At 73.4% G+C, this 19,733-nt stretch carries 20 protein-coding genes; 10 read left to right on the plus strand and 10 right to left on the minus strand.

Features of this window, described 5'->3' with window-relative positions:
* Positions 1-301: 301 nt before the first annotated feature.
* The gene (locus tag AH6_RS42520) at positions 302-1,105 is read right to left on the minus strand and encodes a cellulose binding domain-containing protein (RefSeq protein WP_157431519.1); all 804 of its coding nucleotides are present in this window, start codon (positions 1,103-1,105) and stop codon (positions 302-304) included.
* Positions 1,106-1,173: 68 nt separating this feature from the next.
* Entirely contained in the window at positions 1,174-1,782 is a 609-nt protein-coding gene (locus AH6_RS16445; protein ID WP_067480409.1) for a TetR/AcrR family transcriptional regulator, read from the minus strand.
* Positions 1,783-1,884: 102 nt separating this feature from the next.
* Here AH6_RS16445 and AH6_RS16450 point away from each other — a divergent pair, with 102 nt between their 5' ends.
* The 3 genes from AH6_RS16450 to AH6_RS16460 all read left to right on the plus strand — a co-directional run bounded on the left by AH6_RS16450 (position 1,885) and on the right by AH6_RS16460 (position 5,083).
* A complete protein-coding gene (locus AH6_RS16450) occupies positions 1,885-3,306 on the plus strand; it encodes an aldehyde dehydrogenase family protein (protein ID WP_218005853.1) in 1,422 nt (473 codons plus the stop codon).
* Between the two features lie 13 nt (positions 3,307-3,319).
* Positions 3,320-4,201, plus strand: coding sequence for a phosphotransferase (locus AH6_RS16455; RefSeq protein ID WP_067480412.1), 882 nt, complete (start codon positions 3,320-3,322; stop codon positions 4,199-4,201).
* Positions 4,202-4,285: 84 nt separating this feature from the next.
* Positions 4,286-5,083 carry an SAM-dependent methyltransferase gene (locus AH6_RS16460; protein WP_067480415.1) on the plus strand — a complete coding sequence of 266 codons (798 nt, stop codon included), beginning with the start codon at positions 4,286-4,288 and terminating at the stop codon, positions 5,081-5,083.
* A gap of 39 nt (positions 5,084-5,122) precedes the next feature.
* Here AH6_RS16460 and AH6_RS16465 read toward each other — a convergent pair whose 3' ends face one another.
* The 6 genes from AH6_RS16465 to AH6_RS16490 all read right to left on the minus strand — a co-directional run bounded on the left by AH6_RS16465 (position 5,123) and on the right by AH6_RS16490 (position 11,539).
* A complete protein-coding gene (locus tag AH6_RS16465) occupies positions 5,123-5,746 on the minus strand; it encodes a CE1759 family FMN reductase (RefSeq protein ID WP_067480418.1) in 624 nt (207 codons plus the stop codon).
* Positions 5,743-6,837, minus strand: a complete 1,095-nt coding sequence (locus AH6_RS16470; protein ID WP_067480421.1) for an LLM class flavin-dependent oxidoreductase — start codon at positions 6,835-6,837, stop codon at positions 5,743-5,745. The genes AH6_RS16465 and AH6_RS16470 overlap by 4 nt, the downstream gene beginning before the upstream one ends.
* Before the next feature lie 258 nt (positions 6,838-7,095).
* Positions 7,096-7,938 (minus strand): amidohydrolase family protein, encoded by an 843-nt coding sequence (locus AH6_RS16475; protein WP_067480424.1) that lies wholly within the window; start codon positions 7,936-7,938, stop codon positions 7,096-7,098.
* Positions 7,939-7,951: 13 nt separating this feature from the next.
* Entirely contained in the window at positions 7,952-8,968 is a 1,017-nt protein-coding gene (locus tag AH6_RS16480) for an ABC transporter permease (protein ID WP_067480427.1), read from the minus strand.
* Positions 8,961-10,487, minus strand: coding sequence for a sugar ABC transporter ATP-binding protein (locus AH6_RS16485; protein ID WP_067480441.1), 1,527 nt, complete (start codon positions 10,485-10,487; stop codon positions 8,961-8,963). The genes AH6_RS16480 and AH6_RS16485 overlap by 8 nt, the downstream gene beginning before the upstream one ends.
* Positions 10,487-11,539: a sugar ABC transporter substrate-binding protein gene (locus AH6_RS16490; protein ID WP_067480444.1), complete on the minus strand. Its 1,053-nt coding sequence runs from the start codon at positions 11,537-11,539 to the stop codon at positions 10,487-10,489. The genes AH6_RS16485 and AH6_RS16490 overlap by 1 nt, the downstream gene beginning before the upstream one ends.
* A gap of 213 nt (positions 11,540-11,752) precedes the next feature.
* Between AH6_RS16490 and AH6_RS16495 the strand changes: the two genes are divergently transcribed.
* Both AH6_RS16495 and AH6_RS16500 read left to right on the plus strand, forming a co-directional pair.
* Positions 11,753-12,460, plus strand: a complete 708-nt coding sequence (locus tag AH6_RS16495) for a FadR/GntR family transcriptional regulator (protein WP_067480447.1) — start codon at positions 11,753-11,755, stop codon at positions 12,458-12,460.
* 55 nt (positions 12,461-12,515) lie between these two features.
* Entirely contained in the window at positions 12,516-13,289 is a 774-nt protein-coding gene (locus tag AH6_RS16500; protein WP_067480450.1) for a FadR/GntR family transcriptional regulator, read from the plus strand.
* A 9-nt stretch (positions 13,290-13,298) separates the two neighbouring features.
* Here AH6_RS16500 and AH6_RS16505 read toward each other — a convergent pair whose 3' ends face one another.
* Entirely contained in the window at positions 13,299-15,611 is a 2,313-nt protein-coding gene (locus AH6_RS16505) for an alpha-L-fucosidase (protein ID WP_157431520.1), read from the minus strand.
* 179 nt (positions 15,612-15,790) lie between these two features.
* On the opposite strand from AH6_RS16505, the gene AH6_RS16510 reads away from it, so the two are divergent.
* The 5 genes from AH6_RS16510 to AH6_RS16525 all read left to right on the plus strand — a co-directional run bounded on the left by AH6_RS16510 (position 15,791) and on the right by AH6_RS16525 (position 19,366).
* Positions 15,791-16,942 carry a mandelate racemase/muconate lactonizing enzyme family protein gene (locus tag AH6_RS16510; RefSeq protein ID WP_067480456.1) on the plus strand — a complete coding sequence of 384 codons (1,152 nt, stop codon included), beginning with the start codon at positions 15,791-15,793 and terminating at the stop codon, positions 16,940-16,942.
* Positions 16,929-17,585, plus strand: a complete 657-nt coding sequence (locus AH6_RS16515) for an RraA family protein (protein ID WP_067480459.1) — start codon at positions 16,929-16,931, stop codon at positions 17,583-17,585. The genes AH6_RS16510 and AH6_RS16515 overlap by 14 nt, the downstream gene beginning before the upstream one ends.
* Before the next feature lie 30 nt (positions 17,586-17,615).
* Positions 17,616-18,050: a hypothetical protein gene (locus AH6_RS43785; RefSeq protein ID WP_157431521.1), complete on the plus strand. Its 435-nt coding sequence runs from the start codon at positions 17,616-17,618 to the stop codon at positions 18,048-18,050.
* Between the two features lie 77 nt (positions 18,051-18,127).
* Entirely contained in the window at positions 18,128-18,808 is a 681-nt protein-coding gene (locus AH6_RS16520) for a hypothetical protein (protein WP_067480462.1), read from the plus strand.
* A 21-nt stretch (positions 18,809-18,829) separates the two neighbouring features.
* Complete coding sequence (locus AH6_RS16525) at positions 18,830-19,366, plus strand: DinB family protein (protein ID WP_067480465.1); 537 nt, start codon at positions 18,830-18,832, stop codon at positions 19,364-19,366.
* A gap of 84 nt (positions 19,367-19,450) precedes the next feature.
* On the opposite strand, the gene AH6_RS16530 is transcribed toward AH6_RS16525, so the two are convergent.
* Entirely contained in the window at positions 19,451-19,636 is a 186-nt protein-coding gene (locus AH6_RS16530) for a hypothetical protein (protein ID WP_067480468.1), read from the minus strand.
* Between the last annotated feature and the right edge of the window lie 97 nt (positions 19,637-19,733).

Genomic DNA, 19,733 nt, shown 5'->3' on the forward strand with positions numbered 1-19,733 from the left:
TCTACACCAGACCGCCCACCTCAACCCCGCGCCCCGCACCCAACCAACGACCCCAGCCCCGCGCGGGTTTGTGCACGTGCCCAACAACCTCCAGCCCGCGCAGGTTTCCCACACCCGGCCACCAGCCTCAGCCCCGCGCCCCCGCGCCCCGCGTCAGACCACCAACCTCAACCCACACGGGTTTCCCGCACCCGAGCGCCCACCCCAGCCCCGCGCCCGCCACCCGACCACTAACCCCCACCCCCGCAGGGCTGGTGCAGATACCCAGCAACCCCAGCCCCCGCAAGCTTCCTACACACCCCTACCCCCCGCAGGGGCGCCCGTTCAAAGTGCACGAGGACGGTGCCCCCGGGCGTCCAGACGCCTGGAACCCCACCGTCACGCTGTCCCCAGGAGCCAGCGTTCCCCCAGAACCGCCCAAACGGTTGCCCCCATGGGTGCTGTACACCGAGCCCCGGTTGCTCCACGCCGCCGTGATCTCGGTTCGTGAGAAGTAGGCCGTGAGCTGCCAACCCGAGATGGAACTCGATCCCCGGTTCACCACCGTCACCGCGCCGATGTAGCCCGAGTCCCACGTGTTGCCCGTCGAGTACAGCGCCACCAGACCCGAACCGCCGCCGCCGGACGAAGGCGGCCGTCCACCACGTCCGCCGCCGCGCCGGTCACCGTCGTCGCGCCCGCGGCCGTGCGACGGTGTCGCCGACGGGCTTCCGGAGGGGCCGGGTGTCGGGCTCGCAGACGAACTCGCCGACGGGCTCGGTGACGCCGTGGTGCTGGGTCGCGACGATCCCGCCGGGTTGATCTCGCGCGGCGGCACCGCCACCTCGCGCGTCGGGTCGGCGCTCCGGGCCGCCGGACCTGCGTCCGCGCACTCGTCCGCACAGCCCGGCACCTTGTAGCCGGGGCCCTGGAACGGTGCGGCCCCAGCGCCGCCGCCCGCCTGCAACGTGAACGCCGTCACGCCGCACACCAGCACGCCCCCGCCCACCATCGCCAGCACGACCGGCCTGCGCTCCAGGCGCTCGCCCCAGCTCTGCTTGGGACGGCGACGGCGTCCTCCCCGGGGACGCGACGGGTCCGGGCCCCGTTCGGCCGTCTCGTTCACCTGGCAACCTCGTTCACCGCGAAAAAGCCCGCACGACCTGCGCGGAGAATCTAGCAGTCAGCGGCCAATCATGAGGACTTTTCGCCTTTTTTCGGACCGTTCCCGGAGCCGATCCCGTCGAGGACAGCGGCAACGGTCCGCCGCGCGAACTCCCCGTCCACCGGCAGTCCCCGGAACACCCCCCGCACCCAGATCGCCCCACTCAGCAGGTCCATCAGCAACATCGGATCGGTGCCGGGCGGCAGCTCGCCGCGCGCGATAGCGCGCTCCACGACGGGCCGCTCCCGGGCCAGGCGGTCGGCGAAGAAGTCCCGGAACTGCGCGGCCAGGCACGCGTCCCCCACGGCCGCCCCCAGCGCGGCGCGGACGACGGCTCCGGCGGGCTCGGCGGTCAGGAAGCCGATCAGCGTCGCGGTGAGCGCTTCGAGGTCGCCGCGCAGCGTCCCGGTGTCGGGGACGGGCAGGTCCAGCAGCGGCGCGTCGATGAGGGCGGCCCGCAGCAGCGCGGGCTTGGAGGGCCACCAGCGGTAGATGGTCGTCTTGTTGACCCCGGCGTCGTCGGCGATGCCCTCGATCGTCATCGCGTCGTAGCCGTCGCGGGCCAGGGCGTGCAGCGTGGCGTCGAAGATCTGCCGTTTGCGGCGGGGGCCGCCTGCGGTGGTCCCTGCGGTGGTCATGGCACTGAGACTAAGGCAACACAACGTTGCGTTGCGATCGTCGCGCGGCACGCTCTACGGTCAAAGTACAACGGAGCGTTGCATTTCGACCGAGGAGGCGCAGTGCACGAGGAGACGACCGTCCAGCAGGCATCGGACGCAGCGACGGGCACGACCACCGGCGCGGCGACCGTGGAGCGCCTGCGGGCCACCTTCCGCACCGGCCGGACCCGCCCGCTGGAGTGGCGGCGACGGCAGCTGCGCGCCCTGCGCGCCCTGCTCACCGAGCAGGGCGGGGTGTTCACCGAGGCGCTCCGCGCCGACCTGGGCAAGAGCCCGGTGGAGACCCACAGCTCCGAGCTGTCGTTCGTCGTCAACGAGATCGACCACACGCTGCGGCACCTGGAGCGGTGGTTGCGGCCCCGGCGCGTGCCGGTCCCGGCGACGCTGCTGCCCGCGCGGGCCCGCACGATGCTGGAGCCGCTGGGCGTCGTGCTGATCATCGCGCCGTGGAACTACCCGGTGCAGCTCTCGCTCGCGCCGCTGGTCGGCGCGCTGGCGGCGGGCGACTGCGCGGTGCTCAAGCCGAGCGAGGTGGCCCCGGCCTCCTCGGCGGCGCTGGCGCGGCTGCTGCCGGAGTACCTGGACGGCGACGCGGTCGCCGTCGTCGAGGGCGGGGTGCCCGAGACGACCGATCTGCTGGAGCAGCGCTTCGACCACGTCTTCTACACCGGCAACGGGACGGTGGGACGGATCGTGATGGCGGCGGCCGCGCGGCACCTGACGCCGGTCACGCTGGAGCTGGGCGGCAAGTCGCCGGTGCTGGTGGAGGCCGGGACGGACCTGGCCGCCGCCGCGCGGCGCATCGCGTGGGGCCGGTTCTTCAACGCCGGGCAGAGCTGCACTTCGCCGGACTATGTACTGGCGATCGGCGACGTCGCGCCGGAGCTGGAGAAGCACCTGGCGGCGGCGGTCGAGGAGATGTACGGGAGCGACCCGCAGCGCAGTCCCGACTACGGGCGCATCGTCAACGAGCGCCACTTCGACCGGGTCGCGGCGCTGCTGGACAGCGGGCGCGTCGTGGTGGGCGGACGGACCGACCGGGGAGACCGCTACATCGCCCCGACCGTGCTGGCCGACGTCGCGCCGGACGCGCCGGTGATGCGCGAGGAGATCTTCGGGCCGGTGCTGCCGGTCCTGCGGGTGCCCGACCTGGACGCGGCGCTGGCGTTCGTCAACGAGCGGGACAAGCCGCTGGCGCTGTACGCGTTCACCGGCAGCGAGGAGACCCGGCGGCGGGTGCTGACCGAGACCTCCTCGGGCGCGGTCGGCTTCGGGCTGCCCAACGCGCACCTGACCGTGCCCGGCCTGCCGTTCGGCGGGGTCGGCGAGAGCGGGCTCGGCGCCTACCACGGGCGGCTTTCGGTGGAGACGTTCAGCCATGCCAAGGCCGTGCTGGACAAGCCGCTCGCGCCCGACACGGTGCGCGTGGTCTACCCGCCGTTCGGCAAGGTCAAGGAGCGGGTGATCCGCCGCTTCATGTGACAGGCTCCCCCGCATGGGGGGACGCGAGTGGGACGCCGAGATCACCGTGGACGCGGCCGGGGCGGCGACGCTGTTCGGGGGCCGGTTCGGCCGGGTGCGGCCGCTGGCGACCGGGTGGGACAACACCGTCTTCCTGGCCGACGACGCGTGGATCCTGCGGTTCCCGAGGCGGCGGATCGCGGTCGCCGGGGTGGAGCGGGAGATCGCCGTGCTGCCCCGGCTGGCCGGGCGGCTGCCGCTGCCGATCCCGGTGCCGGAGGTCGTCGGCGAGCCGTCGGAGCGGTTCCCGTGGCCGTTCTGGGCGGCCCGAATCGTGCCGGGGCGCGAGCTGGTGGAAACGGAACTGCCGGACGGTGAACGCGGCCCCCTGGCCGCCGACGCCGGGGCGTTCGTGCGCGCCCTGCACGCCTGCACACTCGACGCCGAGCTACCGCACGACCCGTTCAAGCGCGGCGACCCGGCCGTCCGGGCCCCACTCGCCCGCGAGCGCCTGGCCCGGCTGGAGGGCTGGGGCCCCGTCCCGGACGTCATGGACCTGCTGGCCGAAGGCGAACGGCTGGGCGCGGGCAACGGCCCGTCCGTCGTGACGCACGGCGACCTGCACGTCCGGCACCTGCTGGTACGGCCGGACGGGCGAGCCGCGGGCGTCATCGACTGGGGCGATCTCTGCCTGGCCGACCCGGCGGTGGACCTGTCGCTGGCGTACGCGGCGTTCCGGGACGACGACCGGGCCGCCTTCCTCGACGCCTACGGCCCGGTACCGTCCGGCACCGAGCTGCGGGCGCGGGTCCTGGCGATCTTCCTGAGCGTCGCCCTCGCCGAGTACGCCCTCGACACCGGGCGGGCCGCGCTGCACGCCGAGGCGGTCGCCGGGCTGCGGCGCGCGGCCTCCTGAAACCGGTTTCCGGTCCGCCCCTTCCCGCGCGTGCGCTTCGACGCCAAGATAGATCATCCGCACGCAGAGGAGACGACCCCCGACATGCCCGCCCGCCACCCCGCCGGTCACGGCGTCCCGGCGCCGCACGCGGCCCGGATGTGGAACTACTGGATGGGCGGCCGTGACAACTACGCCTCCGACCGTGCCGCGGGCGACGCCGTGGCGGGGGTGTACCCCGGCATCGTCGCGATGGCCAAGCAGTCGCGCCGCTTCCTGATCCGGACCGTGCGGCACGCCGCGCGGGCGGGGGTGCGGCAGTTCCTGGACATCGGCACCGGCCTGCCCACCGCGCAGAACACCCACCAGATCGCCCAGGGCGTCGCGCCGGAATCCCGTGTGGTGTACGTGGACAACGACGATCTGGTGCTGGCCCACGCGCGCGCCCTGATGGCGGCGACCTCGCCGGAGGGGCGCACCGCGTTCCTCCAGGCCGACTACCACGACCCGGTGCGCATCTTCGCCGAGGCCGCGCGCGTGCTGGACTTCTCCGAGCCGGTCGCGGTCATGTTCATGGGCGTGCTCGGCTACGAGGCCGACCACGGCGCGGTGCGCTCGATCGTGCGGCGGACGATGGCGGCGGCGCCGTCCGGCAGCCTGCTGGTGTTGTGGGACGGCACCGCGACCTGCGAGGCCGTCGTCCGGGGCGGCCGCCGCCTGGTGGAGGCGGGCGGCGCGCCCTACCACCTGCGCACGCCCGAGCAGCTCGCCGACTACTTCACGGGCCTGGAGATGCTGGACCCCGGCCTGGTGCCCCTCCCCCGGTGGCGTCCCGACGAGGGCGACGCCGACGAGCCGGTGGACGCCTACGGGGCGGTGGCCAGAAAAATCTTCCGCGGATAGGCGGGGACAGGGGGAGGGAACCGGGCGTCCGGCCACTCCTCAGCGTCCGGCGAGCAGGTCCTCGAACGGGACGGGTTCGTCGAACGGGTCGGGCTTGACGGCGGGCGCGGTGCCGCCGATCACGGCGGCCAGCTCCGCGCCGGCGCGGGCGGCGCGCTCGGTGAGCGCGTCCGCTCCCCCGGCCGTCCCGTTGCTCCCCCAGTCCTCCGACGCGGCGTACACGGCGGTGGGCACGACGTGCGCGCGCAGGTAGGCGAACATCGGGCGCATCGCGAAGTCGATGGCCAGGGAGTGGCGCGCGGTGCCGCCGGTCGCGCCGAGCAGCACCGGGACGCCCTCCAGCGTGCCCGGCTCCAGGACGTCGAAGAAGGTCTTGAACAGGCCGCTGTAGGAGGCGTTGAAGACCGGCGTCACGGCGATCAGGCCGTCGGCGCGGCCGACCTTCTCCAGTACCTCGCGCAACTTCCCGCCGGGGAAGCCGGTGAGCATGTTGTCCATCAGCTCGTGCGCGTGGTCGCGCAGGTCGACGGGCACGAGCTCGACGTCGGCGCCCTGCTCGCGCAGGGCCGTCGCGGCGGCGTCGGCCAGCCGGTCGGCCAGCAGCCGCGTGGACGACGGCTGGCCGAGTCCGGCGGAGACGACGGCGAGGGTGCGGGTGGTCATCGGGTCACCGTCTCCTTGTCGTTCCTGGCGGCGAGCAGGGCGGCGTGGGTGGGCGCGTCGGGGACGTGCGCGGGGCGTCCGACGGCGAACTCCCTGCGCAGGACCGGCACGACCTCCTCGCCGAGGATGTCGAGCTGCTCCAGCACGGTCTTCAGCGGCAGGCCGGCGTGGTCCATCAGGAACAGCTGGCGCTGGTAATCGCCGAAGTACTCGCGGAACTTGAGGGTGCGCTCGATGACCTGCTCGGGGCTGCCGACCGTCAGCGGGGTCTCGGCCATGAACTCCTCCATCGACGGGCCGTGCCCGTAGACGGGCGCGTTGTCGAAGTAGGGACGGAACTCGCGGACGGCGTCCTGGGAGTTCTTGCGCATGAAGACCTGGCCGCCGAGGCCGACGATCGCCTGGTCGGCGGAGCCGTGGCCGTAGTGCTCGAACCGGCGGCGGTACAGGTCGATCAGCCGCTGGTAGTGCTCCTTGGGCCAGAAGATGTTGTTGGCGAAGAAGCCGTCGCCGTAGTAGGCGGCCTGCTCGGCGATCTCCGGGCTGCGGATGGAGCCGTGCCACACGAACGGCGGGACGCCGTCCAGCGGGCGGGGCGTGGCGGTGAACGACTGGAGCGGGGTGCGGAAGCGGCCCTCCCAGTCCACCACGTCCTGCCGCCACAACGTGTGGAGCAGCGCGTAGTTCTCCACGGCGAGCGCGATGCCGTCGCGGATGTCCTTGCCGAACCAGGGGTAGACCGGGCCGGTGTTGCCGCGCCCCATCACCAGGTCCACCCGGCCGTCGGCCAGGTGCTGGAGCATCGCGTAGTCCTCGGCGATCTTCACCGGGTCGTTGGTGGTGATCAGCGTGGTCGCGGTGGACAACACCAGCTTCTCGGTCTTGGCCGCGATGTAGCCGAGCATGGTGGTCGGCGAGGACGGCACGAACGGCGGGTTGTGGTGCTCGCCGGTCGCGAAGACGTCCAGGCCGACCTCCTCGGCCTTCTGGGCGATGGCGACCATGGCCTTGATCCGCTCGGCCTCCGAGGGGGTCCGGCCGGTGGTCGGGTCGGGCGTGACGTCACCGACGCTGAAGATCCCGAACTGCATGACCCGCCTCCGTGTTGATAAAAGTTTCAACTACCCTATCGAACAGGAGGGACCGATGGTCTATTCCGGACCCCTTGCCGTGCCGCCCCGGCCCTGGGGGCCGGGGCGGCACGGGTAGAGAGGGCACGGCGTCCGGGTATGAGGGCCGCCGCCAAACGCCGGGGCGGGCCAACTAGGAGGGCACGGCGTCCGGGCCGCCCCGCTGAGGTGGGGCGGCCCGGACAGGTGGATGGGGACGGGTCGGCGGAAAGCCCAGGCTCAGCGGGGCAGGGCGTAGACGCGTTGGGCGGTGCCACCGAAGACCGCCGCGCGGCCCGTCTCGTCCAAGGTCGCGCACGCCTCCTCCGCCAAGGCCGTCACCTGCTCGTAGGTCCCGGCCAGCGTGCACACCGGCCAGTCCGAGCCGAACATCACCCGGCCGGGGCCGAAGGTCTCCAGCACGTGGTGGGCGTAGGGCAGCACGTCGGCGGGCCGCCAGCCGTCCGCCGCCTCCGTGACCAGGCCCGACAGCTTCACCGTCACGTTGCGCAGGGTCGCCATGTCCTCGATCCACGTCGCCCACGGGGCGAACTCCCCGGCGGCGATGCCCGGTTTGCCCGCGTGGTCCAGGACCAGCGGGACCTCCGGCAGCCGTCGCGCGAACTCCAGCGCCGTCCCCCACTGCGGTCGCCGGACCAGCACGTCGTACGCCAGGCCGGCCGCGCCGACCGCCCGCACGCCGCGCAGCACGTCGGCGCGCAGCAGCCAGAACGGGTCCGGCTCGTCCTGCGCCAGGTGCCGGACGCCCGCCAGCCGCCGTCCGCCCGGCCCGGCGGCCAGCCCGGCCAGCGCGGCGGCGACGTCCGGCGCGGTCAGGTCGACCCAGCCGACCACGGCCGCGACCGTGGCGTCCCGGTCGGCGACCGCCAGCAGGTCGCGGGTCTCGGCCTCGTCCTGGAGCGCCTGCACCACGACCGAGGCCGCCACGCCGTGCGGGCCGGCCGCCGTCGCGTAGCGGGCCGCGTCGAAGCGGCCGCGCAGCGGGTCGGCCCAGTCGCCGTCCATCCAGCCGTACTCCCGGACGGCGGTGTCCCACAGGTGGTGGTGCGCGTCGATCCTCATGTGCGGCCCCCGCTCAGTCCTGCGCCCGGCCGGACGTCACCCGGGCGATCATCAGCGCGAACAGGATGATGCCGCCGTAGATCGCCTGGATCCAGAACGAGGGCACCTGCGCGAGCGTCAGCAGGTTCTGCACCACGCCGAGCAGCAGCACGCCGGTCAGCGCGCCGGTCATGGTGCCCTTGCCGCCGTCCATGCCGATGCCGCCGATCACCGCGGCCGCCATCACCGTGAAGATCATGTTCTGGCCCTGGCCGGCGTTGATCGCGCCGACGTAGCCGGTCAGCACCAGGCCCGCCACCGCCGCCAGCACGCCGCCGACGACGAACACCGCGAACGTCACCCGCTCCACCCGGACGCCCGCCGCGCGGGCCGCCTCGGCGTTGCCGCCGATCGCGTACAGCGCCCGGCCCAGGCGGTGGTAGCGCAGCACGAACCCGGCGGCGCCGAACGCGGCCGCGGCGATCCACACCGACAGCGGCAGCTCCAGGAAGGTGGTGGTGGCGATGGCGAAGAACGCGTCGGGCATGTCGAACAACGTCTTGCCCTCGGTCGCGCCCACCAGCAGGCCGCGCAGCACGATCAGCATCGCCAGCGTGACGATGAAGGCGTTCAGCCGCAGCCGCACCACCAGGAAGCCGTTGAGCGCGCCGAGCGCCGCGCCGACCAGCGGGATGACCAGCAGGCCCACCGCCGTGGGCAGCTCGGTGCCGAACCCGGCCGAGGCCGCCGGGATCACCAGCAGCGCGCCCAGCGCGGGCGCGATGCCCACGGTGGACTCCAGCGACAGGTCGAACTTGCCGGTGATCAGGATCAGCGACTCGCCCAGCACCACCAGCGCCAGCGCCGCCGAGGCGCCCAGGATGGAGATGATGTTCTGCTTGGTCAGGAAGCTGTCGTTGACCACCGCGCCCAGCACGATCATCGCGACCAGCGCGGGGACCAGCGCGAACTCGCGCATCCGGCGCAGCGTCGCGGCGGGCGCGGCGGGCACGGCCGCGCGCGTCCGGCCGCCTGCGGGCATGTCAGTCATCGGTGGTGACCCCTTCGATCGACGCGACCAGCTCCTGGTCGCTCCAGCCCGCCGCGTGCTCGGCGGTGACCCGGCCGTGGAAGAACACCAGCACCCGGTCGGCCGGGCGCAGGTCGTCCAGCTCGTCGGAGATGATGATCACCGAGGTGCCGGTCTCCCGGACCCGCCCGATCACCGCCAGCAGGGCCTGCTTGGACCGCACGTCCACGCCCGCGGTGGGATTGATGAGCACCAGCAGCTTCGGGCCGGTCGCCAGCGCCCGCGCCATGACCACCTTCTGCTGGTTGCCGCCCGACAGCGCCGACACCGGCTGGCCGGGTCCGGCGGTGACGACGCCGAGGTCGTCGATGGCGTCGCGCGCGTGGGCGGCGAGCCGGCCGGGGGCGATGACGCCGAACCGGCCGAGCCGGTCGGTGACCGTCATCGCGGCGTTCTCGCCGACCGACAGGTCCGGGACCAGGCCCTGGTGGTGCCGGTCGCGCGGCACGAACCCGACCCCGGCGCGCAGCGCGCGCCGCACGTCGCCGGCCGGCAGCAGCACGCCGTCCAGCGCGGCGGTCCCGGCGGCCGGGCGGCGCAGCCCGGCCAGCGTCTCGGCGAACTCGATCTTGCCGCTGGCGCTGGACCCGGCCAGGCCGACGACCTCGCCGCGCCGCACCGTGAGGTCGACGCCGCCGTAGCCGGGGCCGGACAGCTCGCGGGTCTCCAGGCGGACCGGGGCGTCGGCGGGGACGCGCGGCCCGGCGGGGCCGGAGCCGAGGTCGGTGGCCTCGCCGGTCATGGCCTGGACCAGCGCGTTCCTGGGCAGGTCGGCGACCGGCGCGGTGGTGATCCAGCGGGCGTCGCGGAACACCGTGACGGTCTGGCAGACCTCGTAGACCTCCTGGAGGTGGTGGGAGATGAACAGGAACGTCACCCCCGACTCCTGGAGGGCGCGCATCCGGCCGAACAGCCGCTCGATCTCGGCGTTGTCGAGCTGGGCGGTGGGCTCGTCCAGGATGATGAAGCGCGCGCCGAACGACAGCGCCCGCGCGATCTCCACCAGCTGGCGGCTCTCGACGCCGAGGTCCCCGGCGCGCAGGTCCGGGTCCACCGCCACGTCCCAGGCGGCCAGCAGGTCGGCGGCCTCGCGGCGCATCCGCTTCCAGCCGATCAGGCCGCGCCCGCCGGGCTGCCGGTTGAGGAACAGGTTCTCGGCGACGGTGAGGTCGGGGACGATCGTGGACTTCTGGTAGACGCAGGCGACCCTGGAGCGCCAGCCGTCCCGGTCGCCGAGCGCCGGGGCGGGCGCGCCGTCGAAGCGCACCTGCCCGGCGTCCGGCGCGAAGATCCCGGTCAGGATGTTCACCAGCGTGGACTTGCCCGCGCCGTTGCGGCCGACCAGGGCGTGCGAGGCGCCCGGGTGGACGGTCAGGCGCGCGTCGGCCAGCGCCACGGTGGGACCGAAGCTCTTGCGGACCCCCGCCACCTCGGCCAGCGGCCGGGCGGTGTCGTCCGCGTCGTGGTTCAGGGCCGCCATCACTTGACCGTGTTGCCCCAGAGGGACTTGTCGTCCACGTTCTCCTTGGTCACCAGCGGCGCGGGCAGCTGGTCCTCCAGCAGACCGTTGGGCAGCTTGACGATCTCGCTGCCGTGGTCGGTCTTGCCGGGCTGGAACGTCCGGCCCTCCATCGCCGCCTTGACGTAGTAGAGGCCGTACTCGGCGTAGGTGTCGGCGGGCTGGGAGACGGTCGCGTCGATCTCGCCCCTGCGGATCGCCTCGAACTCCTGCGGGATGCCGTCGTTGGACACCACCACGATGTGCTTGGGGTCACCGGCCTTGACGAGCTTGCCCTTGCCGCGCAGCGCCTGGAGCGTCGGGGCCAGGTAGACGCCGCCCGCCTGCATGTAGACGCCCTTGAGGTCGGGGTTGCCGTTCAGCACGGTGTCCAGGCCGGAGGCGGCCTTCTCGGCCTTCCACTCGGCGGGGATCTCCAGCACCTTGATGCCGGGGTAGTCCTTCTTCATGCAGTCGCGGAACGCCTCGGAGCGGTCGCGCCCGTTGACCGAGGCGAGGTCGCCCATGATCTGCACGACCTTGCCGGTCCTCACCTTGTCGCCGATGTGCTTGCACGCCTGCTCGCCGTAGGCGCGGTTGTTCGCCCGCACCACCATCGCGACCTTGCCCTTCTCGGGCGCGACGTCCACCGCCACCACCGGCACGCCCTTGCGCTCGGCCTGGTTCAGCCCCGCGACGATCGCGGCGCTGTCCAGCGGCGCGACCACCAGGCCCTTGACGTTCTGGTTCAGCAGGTTGTTGATGTCGGTGATCTGCTGGGTCGGGTCGGCGTTGGAGTTGACGCCGGGCAGCGCGTCCACGCCCAGCTGCTTGGCCTTCTGCGGCATGTAGTCGTTGTAGGACTGCCAGAACGGCGAGGTCAGCAGGGGCAGGCCCACCCCGACCCTGCCGCCGGCCGCGCCCTTGGCGCCGCCGCCCCCGCCCGCCGCGTCGTCCTTGGTGCTGCCGCAGCCTGCCGCCAGCACGGCGGCCAGGGCGAGGGCCGCGGCCAGGACGGTCGTGTTGCGCATCATCTGTCTCCCTCGGGAGGTCCTGCGCGAGGGGGAACCCTCGGACCCGGTATTGGCCCGACCACTACGGAATTGATCAGACCACTGGTGGAGACATCAGACCACTATGGGGATACTTCCTCGCAATACCCCGTAACAAAGTTGTTACTTACGTTTATTGGTATGACCTCTCGGCGCTACGGCAGGATGGCAGCACCCAGCGGAGGGAGCGGCGCGGTGACGGACGACAGCGGGGGCCGGACCACGGTCACCCATCGGGCCATCGAGGAGATCAAGCACAAGATCGCCGCCGGGGAGCTGGCGCCCGGCCAGCGGCTGCCCACCGAGCGCGACCTCGCCACCGAGCTCGGCCTGTCGCGCAGCTCCATGCGCGAGGCGATCCGCGCGCTGACGGTGATGGGCGTGCTGGAGGCGCGGCACGGCGCGGGCATCTACGTCACCCGGCTCGAACCCAAGGACCTGCTGGAGACCTTCGGGGTGGTCGCCGAGATCTCGCGCGGCTCCTCGCTGGTGGACCTGCTCCAGATCCGGCGCATCCTGGAGCCCGCCGCCACCGCCATCGCCGCCGCCCGCATCGACGAGGCGACGCTGGAGACCGTGCGCTCCCACCTGGACCGGATGGCCGCCTGCGAGCGGGTGGAGGACATCATCGCCGCCGACCTCGCCTTCCACCAGACCATCGTGGGCGCGGCGGGCAACCCGGCGCTGGAGGCCATCGTCGCGGGCCTGTCCACCCGCACCTTCCGCGCCCGCGTGTGGCGCGGGCACCGCGACGCCGGGGCGCTCGGCCGGATGCGGCTGGAGCACGAGCGCATCTACCGCGCGCTGCTGGCGCGCGACCCCGAGGCCGCGCGCGCCGCCGCGTCGGTGCACGTGAGCGAGGTCGAGGACTGGTTGCGCTCCAACATCGGCGAGTGGGACTGAGCGCCGCGCCGCCGGACGGCCCGGCCGGGCGGGCGGGAGCCCTACGCTGGCGCGCATGGACAAGCGCGGCTCGGTGATCACGGAGACGATCGACCGGCTCAAGACGATGATCGTCGCAGGCGAGTTCACGGCCGGGCAGCGGCTGCCCACCGAACGCGACCTCGCGGCGCGGCTCGGGGTCTCGCGCAGCTCGCTGCGCGAGGCGATCCGGGCGCTCACCCTGCTCGGCGTGCTGGAGGCGCGGCAGGGCGACGGCACCTACGTCACCAGCCTCGCCCCGCACCTGCTGCTGGACGCGGTCGCGATGCTGGTGGAGCTGTCCCCGGCCGCCACCGTGCTGGACCTGCTGTCGGTGCGGCGGGTGCTGGAGTCGGCCGCCGCCGCCCAGGCCGCCGCGCACATCACCGACGCGCAGCTCGCCGCGCTGGCCGCCTGCCTGGAGGAGATGCGGCACGACCCGCAGCGCGGCGACGGCAGCGTGGACGAGGTGGTCGCCGCCGACGTGCGCTTCCACGAGATCGTCACCGAGGCCGCCGGGAACGCCGTGCTGGCTGCGCTGATCGGCGCGCTGAGCGGGCGGACGCTGCGCGCGCGGGTGTGGCGCGGGCACGCCGACCAGGGAGTGTTCGCGCGGTCCATCGGCGAGCACGAGGCGATCTACCAGGCGCTGCGCGACCGCGACGCCACCCGCGCGGCGGCCGTGGCGGGCGCGCACATCGCGGCGGTCGAGGCGTTCTTCCGCGACGCGCCCGAGCGGGTGCTCCCGGGCGCGGGGTCCCCGCCGGACGGCGTGGGGCCGCCCCCGGGCCCGCGTCCGGGGGCGGCGTGACCGCACGGGTCAGAGTGAGATCTTGAACGACCAGGCGTACTTGCCGGTCCTGCGGACCTCCTCGGGGACGTCGATGATCAGCTTGCCGCCCTCCTGGCGGTAGGTCAGCGCCTTGGTGGACCCGAGCATCTGGATCGTCGTGCCCGCCTTGACCGGCACGGGCGCGGTCAGGGTGAGCTGCGGACCGGGGTCGGTGAGCGAGGTCGCGTACAGGGCCTCGTTCTGCTTGACGGTGAAGCGCACGTCGCCGTCCTCGGCCCCGCCCCGGTTCCAGTAGGTGGTGCCGTAGATCGCCGGGCCGTTGACGCGCAACCACGCGCCGATGTCGGTCAGCCGGTCCCGCATGACCTGCGGGACGGTGCCGTCGCCGGCCGGGCCGATGTCCAGCAGCAGGTTGCCGTTCTTGCTGACGATGTCCACCAGGTCGTCCACGAGCTGGTCGGAGCTCTGGTAGTCGGCGGGCTTCTCGTTCTGGTTGTAGCCGTAGGAGTGGCCGATGCCGTGGCTGGCCTCCCACTTGCGCACGATGGTGTTCGGCGGCTTGGAGTACTCGGGGGTGGTGTAGTCCCCGTGGGTGACGCAGCGGTCGTCCACGGTCACCTCCTGGCCCCGGGCCTTGGCCTCGTTGAACCACCTGGCCAGCCAGCCGGAGGTCTGCCACCAGTCGGTGGGCTTGTTCCAGCCGCCGTCGCACCACACGATGTCCGGCCGGTACTTCTGGGTGATCTCCGTCATCTGCGGGATCATGTGGTCCCGGGGGAAGCTCGCCACCTCGGGCGCGCCGGTGTAGGGCAGCTTCTCACCGGTGTAGGGGTTGCTGGGCTGGGCCGGGTCGTCGCTGTAGCCCTTGTGGTACCACTCCAGCAGCGAGTAGTAGAGGCCGCTCTTGATCTCGGGGAACTCGGCGCGGTTGGTGTCCACCAGCTCCTTGACGAAGTCGCGGCGCGGCCCCTGGTCCACGGTGTCGCGGCCGGTGACGGCGCTGTCGTACATCGCCCAGCCGTCGTGGAACTTGGAGGTGAACACGTAGTACTTGGCGCCGCTGTCGCGCACCAGGCCGAGCCAGTCGCGCGGGTTGAACTTCGCCCCGATCTCGTTGACGAACGAGTCGTAGGACTTGGCGGTGCCGTAGGTGTCGCGGTGGTGCTTGTAGGTCGGCGAGTCCTTGCGGTTCATCGCGTTCCAGTACCACTCGGCGTAGGAGGGCACCGGGCCCCACGCGGGCACCGAGTAGGGGCCCCAGACGATGAAGACGCCGAACTTCTGGTCGTTGAACCACTGCGGGGCCTCGTGCCTGTTCAGCGAGGCGTTGTCGGCGGTGTAGTCGCCGACGCCGACCGTCATCGGGACGGCGAGGGTGTCGGCCGCCTGGCCGTCGAGGGTGACGGTGACGGTGCCGGTGACGTTCGCGACGCCGCCGGTCGGGGCGATGCCGACCTGGACGCGGGCCTCCTCCCCCGGCGGCAGCGCGGTGATGACGGCGGCCTGCCTGGTGGTGACGCCGGGGCCGGTCACCGTGACCGTCAGCGGGCGCGCCGGGGTGACCCAGGCGTCGCCGACGTTCTGCACGGTCACGTCGGCGGCCTGCACGCCGGGCTTGAGCATCCGGGTCCCGGCGCGGGCGGCCCGCACCCTGGGCACCACGCCCTGGCCGAGCGGCTGGAGGCTGAGCGCGAACACGTGCGCGCGGGCCTTGCCCGCCGGGGCGGGCGGCAGCGTGATGGAGGTCGCGACGCGGCGCTGGTCGAAGGCGACCGGGCGGGCGAAGACGCCGCCGCCGAACGCCGACTTGCCGCCGTCGGGCGCGAAGCGGTTGCGCGCCACGATGACGCCGCCCTGCGACGCCCAGTCGGGCACGGTCAGCTGGACCCGCGAGGTGCTGCCGTCGGTGTAGGTGACGGTGACGGGGCCGGTCGTCTCGCCCCAGGTGGCGGCGGCCAGGAGGCCGGCCTCCAGGTAGCGGCCGTCGGGGATGTCGATGGTCTGGCCGTTGGCGACGAGGTTGTTCTTGGCCCCGGTGGCCTGGCCGGGCCAGTCGTAGGCGACGCCGCCCAGGGTGACCCGGCCCTTGGCGGGCATGTCGTCGGCGGCGTAGTTCCAGCCGTCGGCGAGGCTGCCGTCCTTGGGCGCGGCGTCGCTGGCGATGCCGTCGTTGTCGAAGGCCAGGGGGACGGTCACCTGGCCGGGGGCCGGGCCGCGGCGGGCGGGGGCCGCGCCGGCCGCCGGGGCGCCGAGGGGGACGGCGGCCAGCGTCGCCGCCATCACCCCGGCGGTCGCGGCGGCCGTGCCGCGGCGGCGGCCACTGCGTCTGCGCACTGTCATGGGCACTCCGTGGGGATCGCGGGCTACCCCGATTAGCCCTACCAATCTGCTGCTCTCAGCCCGATTCTCACCACTTTCATGGCGTCCGGTCTAGAGGGTGAGGCAAATTGGTCGGGCCAATCTGTTGCCGTCGCTCCGCCGCCGCCCGTACGGTGAGGGCGCCGAAAGGGAGGGACGACGTGAAGATCACTGGGCTGCGGCCCATCCTGCTCAGCCATGACCACACCGGGCCGGGGCCCGCGCTGGAGTGGGTGGGCGGCCGCATCGAGACCTGGGACGCGGCGCTGGTGGAGATCACCACCGACACCGGCGTCACCGGCGTCGGCGAGGTCGCGCAGGGCATCATGGGCGCGCTCGCCGTGCCGGGCGTGGTGGAGGCGCTGCGCCGCTACGCCGTGGGCCTGGACATCGACGAGCCGGGCGCCGTCGGCGACGCATTGCGCGACCGCACCGCGTTCTGGGCGCGCGGCGGCGTGGCGGCGGGCGTCGTCGCGGCCGTGGAGGTCGCCTGCTTCGACGCGGTCGGCAAGGCGCGCGGCGTGCCGATGCGCGAGCTGCTGGGCGACCTGGCGCACGAGCGGATCGAGGTGTACGCCAGCGGCGGCCTGGGCGTGGACGAGGAGCAGGTCGTCGCCTGGTGCGCCGACATGGAGGCACGGGGTTTCACGACCGTGAAATTCCGCGCGATGACCGGCCCCGAGCGCACGATCGGCCTGGTGGACCGGGTGCTGGCGGCGCTGCGGCCGGAGACGCGGTTCGTGCTGGACGCGGTGCAGGGCTGCGCGGGCGCGCCGTGGCCGCTGGAGGACGTGCTGAAGGTCGGCCGTCATCTGGAGCGGTACGGGCCGCGCTGGTACGAGGAGCCGTGCCGGGCCGAGGACGTGGCGGGCTACACCGCCGCCCGCAAGGAGCTGGAGGTGCCGGTGTCGGGGGTGGAGAGCTACTCCACGCGGCAGGAGTTCGAGCGGCTGATGGAGCACGGCGGGGCCGACGTCGTGCAGCCCGACGTGGGCATGGTCGGCGGTCCGGTGGAGTTCCGGCGGATCGCGGCCGAGGCGTTCGGGCGCGGCCTGGACTGCGTTCCGCACATCTGGTCCACGGGGGTGAACCTGATGGCGAGCGTGCACACCGCGTTCGCCACGCCCGGCATGGACCTGATCGAGCTGTGCACGCTGCCGAACCCGCTGCGCGAGGAGCTGATGGACGAGCCGCTGGCCCTCGGCGATTCGCACGTCGCGCCGCCGGCCGCGCCGGGCCTCGGCGTCACGCTGACGCCGGAGATCGAGCGGAAGTACGCCTTCCAGCCGGGGCGGGGCCATGTCATCCGCTGAGGGCACCGGCGGGCTGGACCCGCGCGCCGCGGCCGCCCAGGTCGCCGACTCGCTGGACGCGGCCGGGGCGCGCCGCCAGGTGCTGGCCGCCGCGATCCGGCCGCTGCGCGAGGGCATGCGCGCGGTGGGACGGGCCCGCACGGTGCAGTTCGTCCCCGTCGAGCGGGCGGGCGACGACCCCTACGACGACATGATCGACTTCATCGACGGCGTGCGGCCCGGCGAGGTCGTGGTGGTGGCCGCCGGCGGGAGCGCGCGCAGCGCCTGCTGGGGCGAGCTGTTCTCGGCCGCCGCGCTCGGCCGGGGCGCGGCGGGGCTGGTGTGCGACGGGTACGCGCGCGACCGCGCCAAGGTGCTGGAGCTGGGCTTCCCGGTGTTCGCGCGCGGCACGCTGCCGATCGACTACCGGGCGCGGATGCGCGTGGTGGCGGCGCAGGAGCCGGTCGAGTGCGGCGGGGCGCGGGTCGCGCCCGGCGATCTGGTGGTGGCCGAGGACGACGGCGTCGTGGTGGTGCCCGCGGAGCTGGAGGCGGAGGTGGTCGCGCTCGCCAACGCGCGCGTGACGACCGAGTCGGATGTGCTCTCCGAACTGCTCGGCGGCGCGAGCCTGCGCGAGGTGTGGGAACGGCACCGCGTGCTGTAGGCGCGGGTCCTGGTCCAGCAGCAGTTCGGTGTGGAGGGCGCGGCGGAAACCGGCGGTGTCGGAGCCGCCTCGTACGGCGGCGTGCGTCTCGACGAAGCGGGTCAGCGCCGGGCCGGGATCCCCTCCCCCGGCCATGACGGGGACGGCCATCCGGCACGCCTCGCCGACGCCCTCCATGAGCCGGCCCTCGTCGGAGATGGCGGCGGCGTTGATCCGGCCGCGCGAACGCATCCGGTGCCGCAACGACCGGTCGGCGGCGACCGCGACCATCCCGGCGTAGGCGACGACCTGCGCCGGGGTGGGGTCGGCGGGCGGCTCGGGCACGCTGAGGCGCACGAAGCCGTCGATGTAACGGTCGTCCAGCTCGGCGACGATCAGCGACCGCCAGAACCCCTCCAGCACGTCGCGGGCGGCGGGTCCGTCCTCGTTCGACCGCCTTCGACTGAGACGATGACCGTCCCCTGAGCGGAGGACCGCCAAGTGATCGTCGCTTATGTTCTGGCCACCGGCGGTGGGGGTTTACAGGCCCCCGACGAGCACTGATGGCGAGTCGGCTGGTGTGGGCGCCTGATCCTCGGCGGGACGGGCTGCGCGGTTTCGCGCGGATCGAGGACGACCGGGCGGGCTCGCATCCAGGCGTCCCGCACATCCGCGCGCTCGGCACCATGTGGCGGTTCGACATCCATCCGTGCGACGTGGACACCCTGCCCGACCGGCAGCGGCAGGAAGTCGCGGGGATGCGCATCGGCGGTCGGGAGCGCCGGGCCGCCGAGGGTGAGACCTGGCGGTTCTCCTGGTCGTGGTACCTGACCGGGGCGTTGCGGGCCACCACCTCGTTCACGCACGTGCACCAGCAGTTCGCGGTGGGGACGGGCCGTCCGGTGCTGGTGATCTCGTTGCGGCGGCGCGGCGGGCGCGACACGGTCGAGTTGAACGCCCTGCACGCCGGGGTGCTGCTCGGCGCGGCCGATCTCGCGCCGCTGCGCGGCCGGTGGAGCACGGTGGAGCTGGAGATCCGGTACGCGGCCGAGGGGCGGGTGCGCTGGCGCGTCGCCGACGACGCCGGGCGGGTGGTGGCCGACGTCGCGCGCGACGGCCTGGCCACCTGGTATGGCAACGCCGGGGTCGCCCCCAAGTGGGGCATCTACCGCTCGTCGAAGGACGCGGCGCGGCTTCCGGACGCCCATCTGCTGCTGAAGGACCTGCGCGCCCACCAGCGATGACGACGCATTAGGGTCGCCGTCATGGTCACCCCGATCGAGCCTCCGGCCGAGCCGTCCGGCACCCTCACCGACCCGCGCGCGCTGCTGTCGGGCTACCTCGACTTCTACCGGGACGCGCTGCTGCGCAAGCTCGACGGCGTGCCCGAGGAGCGGCTGCGCGCGAGCGTGCTGCCGTCCGGCTGGACGCCGCTGGAGCTGTTCAAGCACCTCACCTACGTCGAGATCCGCTGGTTGCAGTGGGGTTTCCTCGCCGAGCCCATCGCCGCGCCGTGGGGCGACCGCAGGCCGGGCGACGAGGAGCAGGACCGCTGGCACGTGCCGGAGGACGAGACCTTCGCCGACCTGCGCGCGGCGTTCCTGGCGACCTGCGAGCGCTCGCGGGAGATCGTGGCGGGTGCGGACCTCGACGCCTTCGCAGCGCCCGGCGGACGGTTCGACGGGGCCGAGCAGCCGCCGTCGCTGATCTGGATCCTGTTCCACCTGCTCCAGGAGTACGCCCGCCACCTCGGGCATCTGGACGTCGTCCGCGAGTTGTCGGACGGTGTCACCGGCGAGTAGCTCATCTCCGACGCCCCGAGGAGACCCGGGTCGCTGCGCGACGACGCCGGACCGGCCACCCGGCGGCGGCCACGGGCTAGAGCGTCATTCCCACTGGACCGACACCTCCGGGCCGTCCGGCACCACCCGCGCCACCAGCGACTCGTAGACGAACACCGCCGCGCGGACCTGGCTCGGCCGGGCCTCCCAGACCTCCCCCACCGCGCCGGGCGCGGCGCCGCCCAGCGCCTCGGTCAGCGCCCGCACCGCGCTGGGCTTGCTGCCGCTCACTCCGCACGGCCCCAACCGCTGCGATCCGTGCGGCCGCTCGACGACCTCCCACGCGAAGCAGGTCCGCTCTCCGGTTCTTCGTTCCCGCGCCATCGCC

The organism is Actinomadura hibisca NBRC 15177 (genome assembly GCF_001552635.1).
Taxonomy (GTDB): domain Bacteria; phylum Actinomycetota; class Actinomycetes; order Streptosporangiales; family Streptosporangiaceae; genus Spirillospora; species Spirillospora hibisca.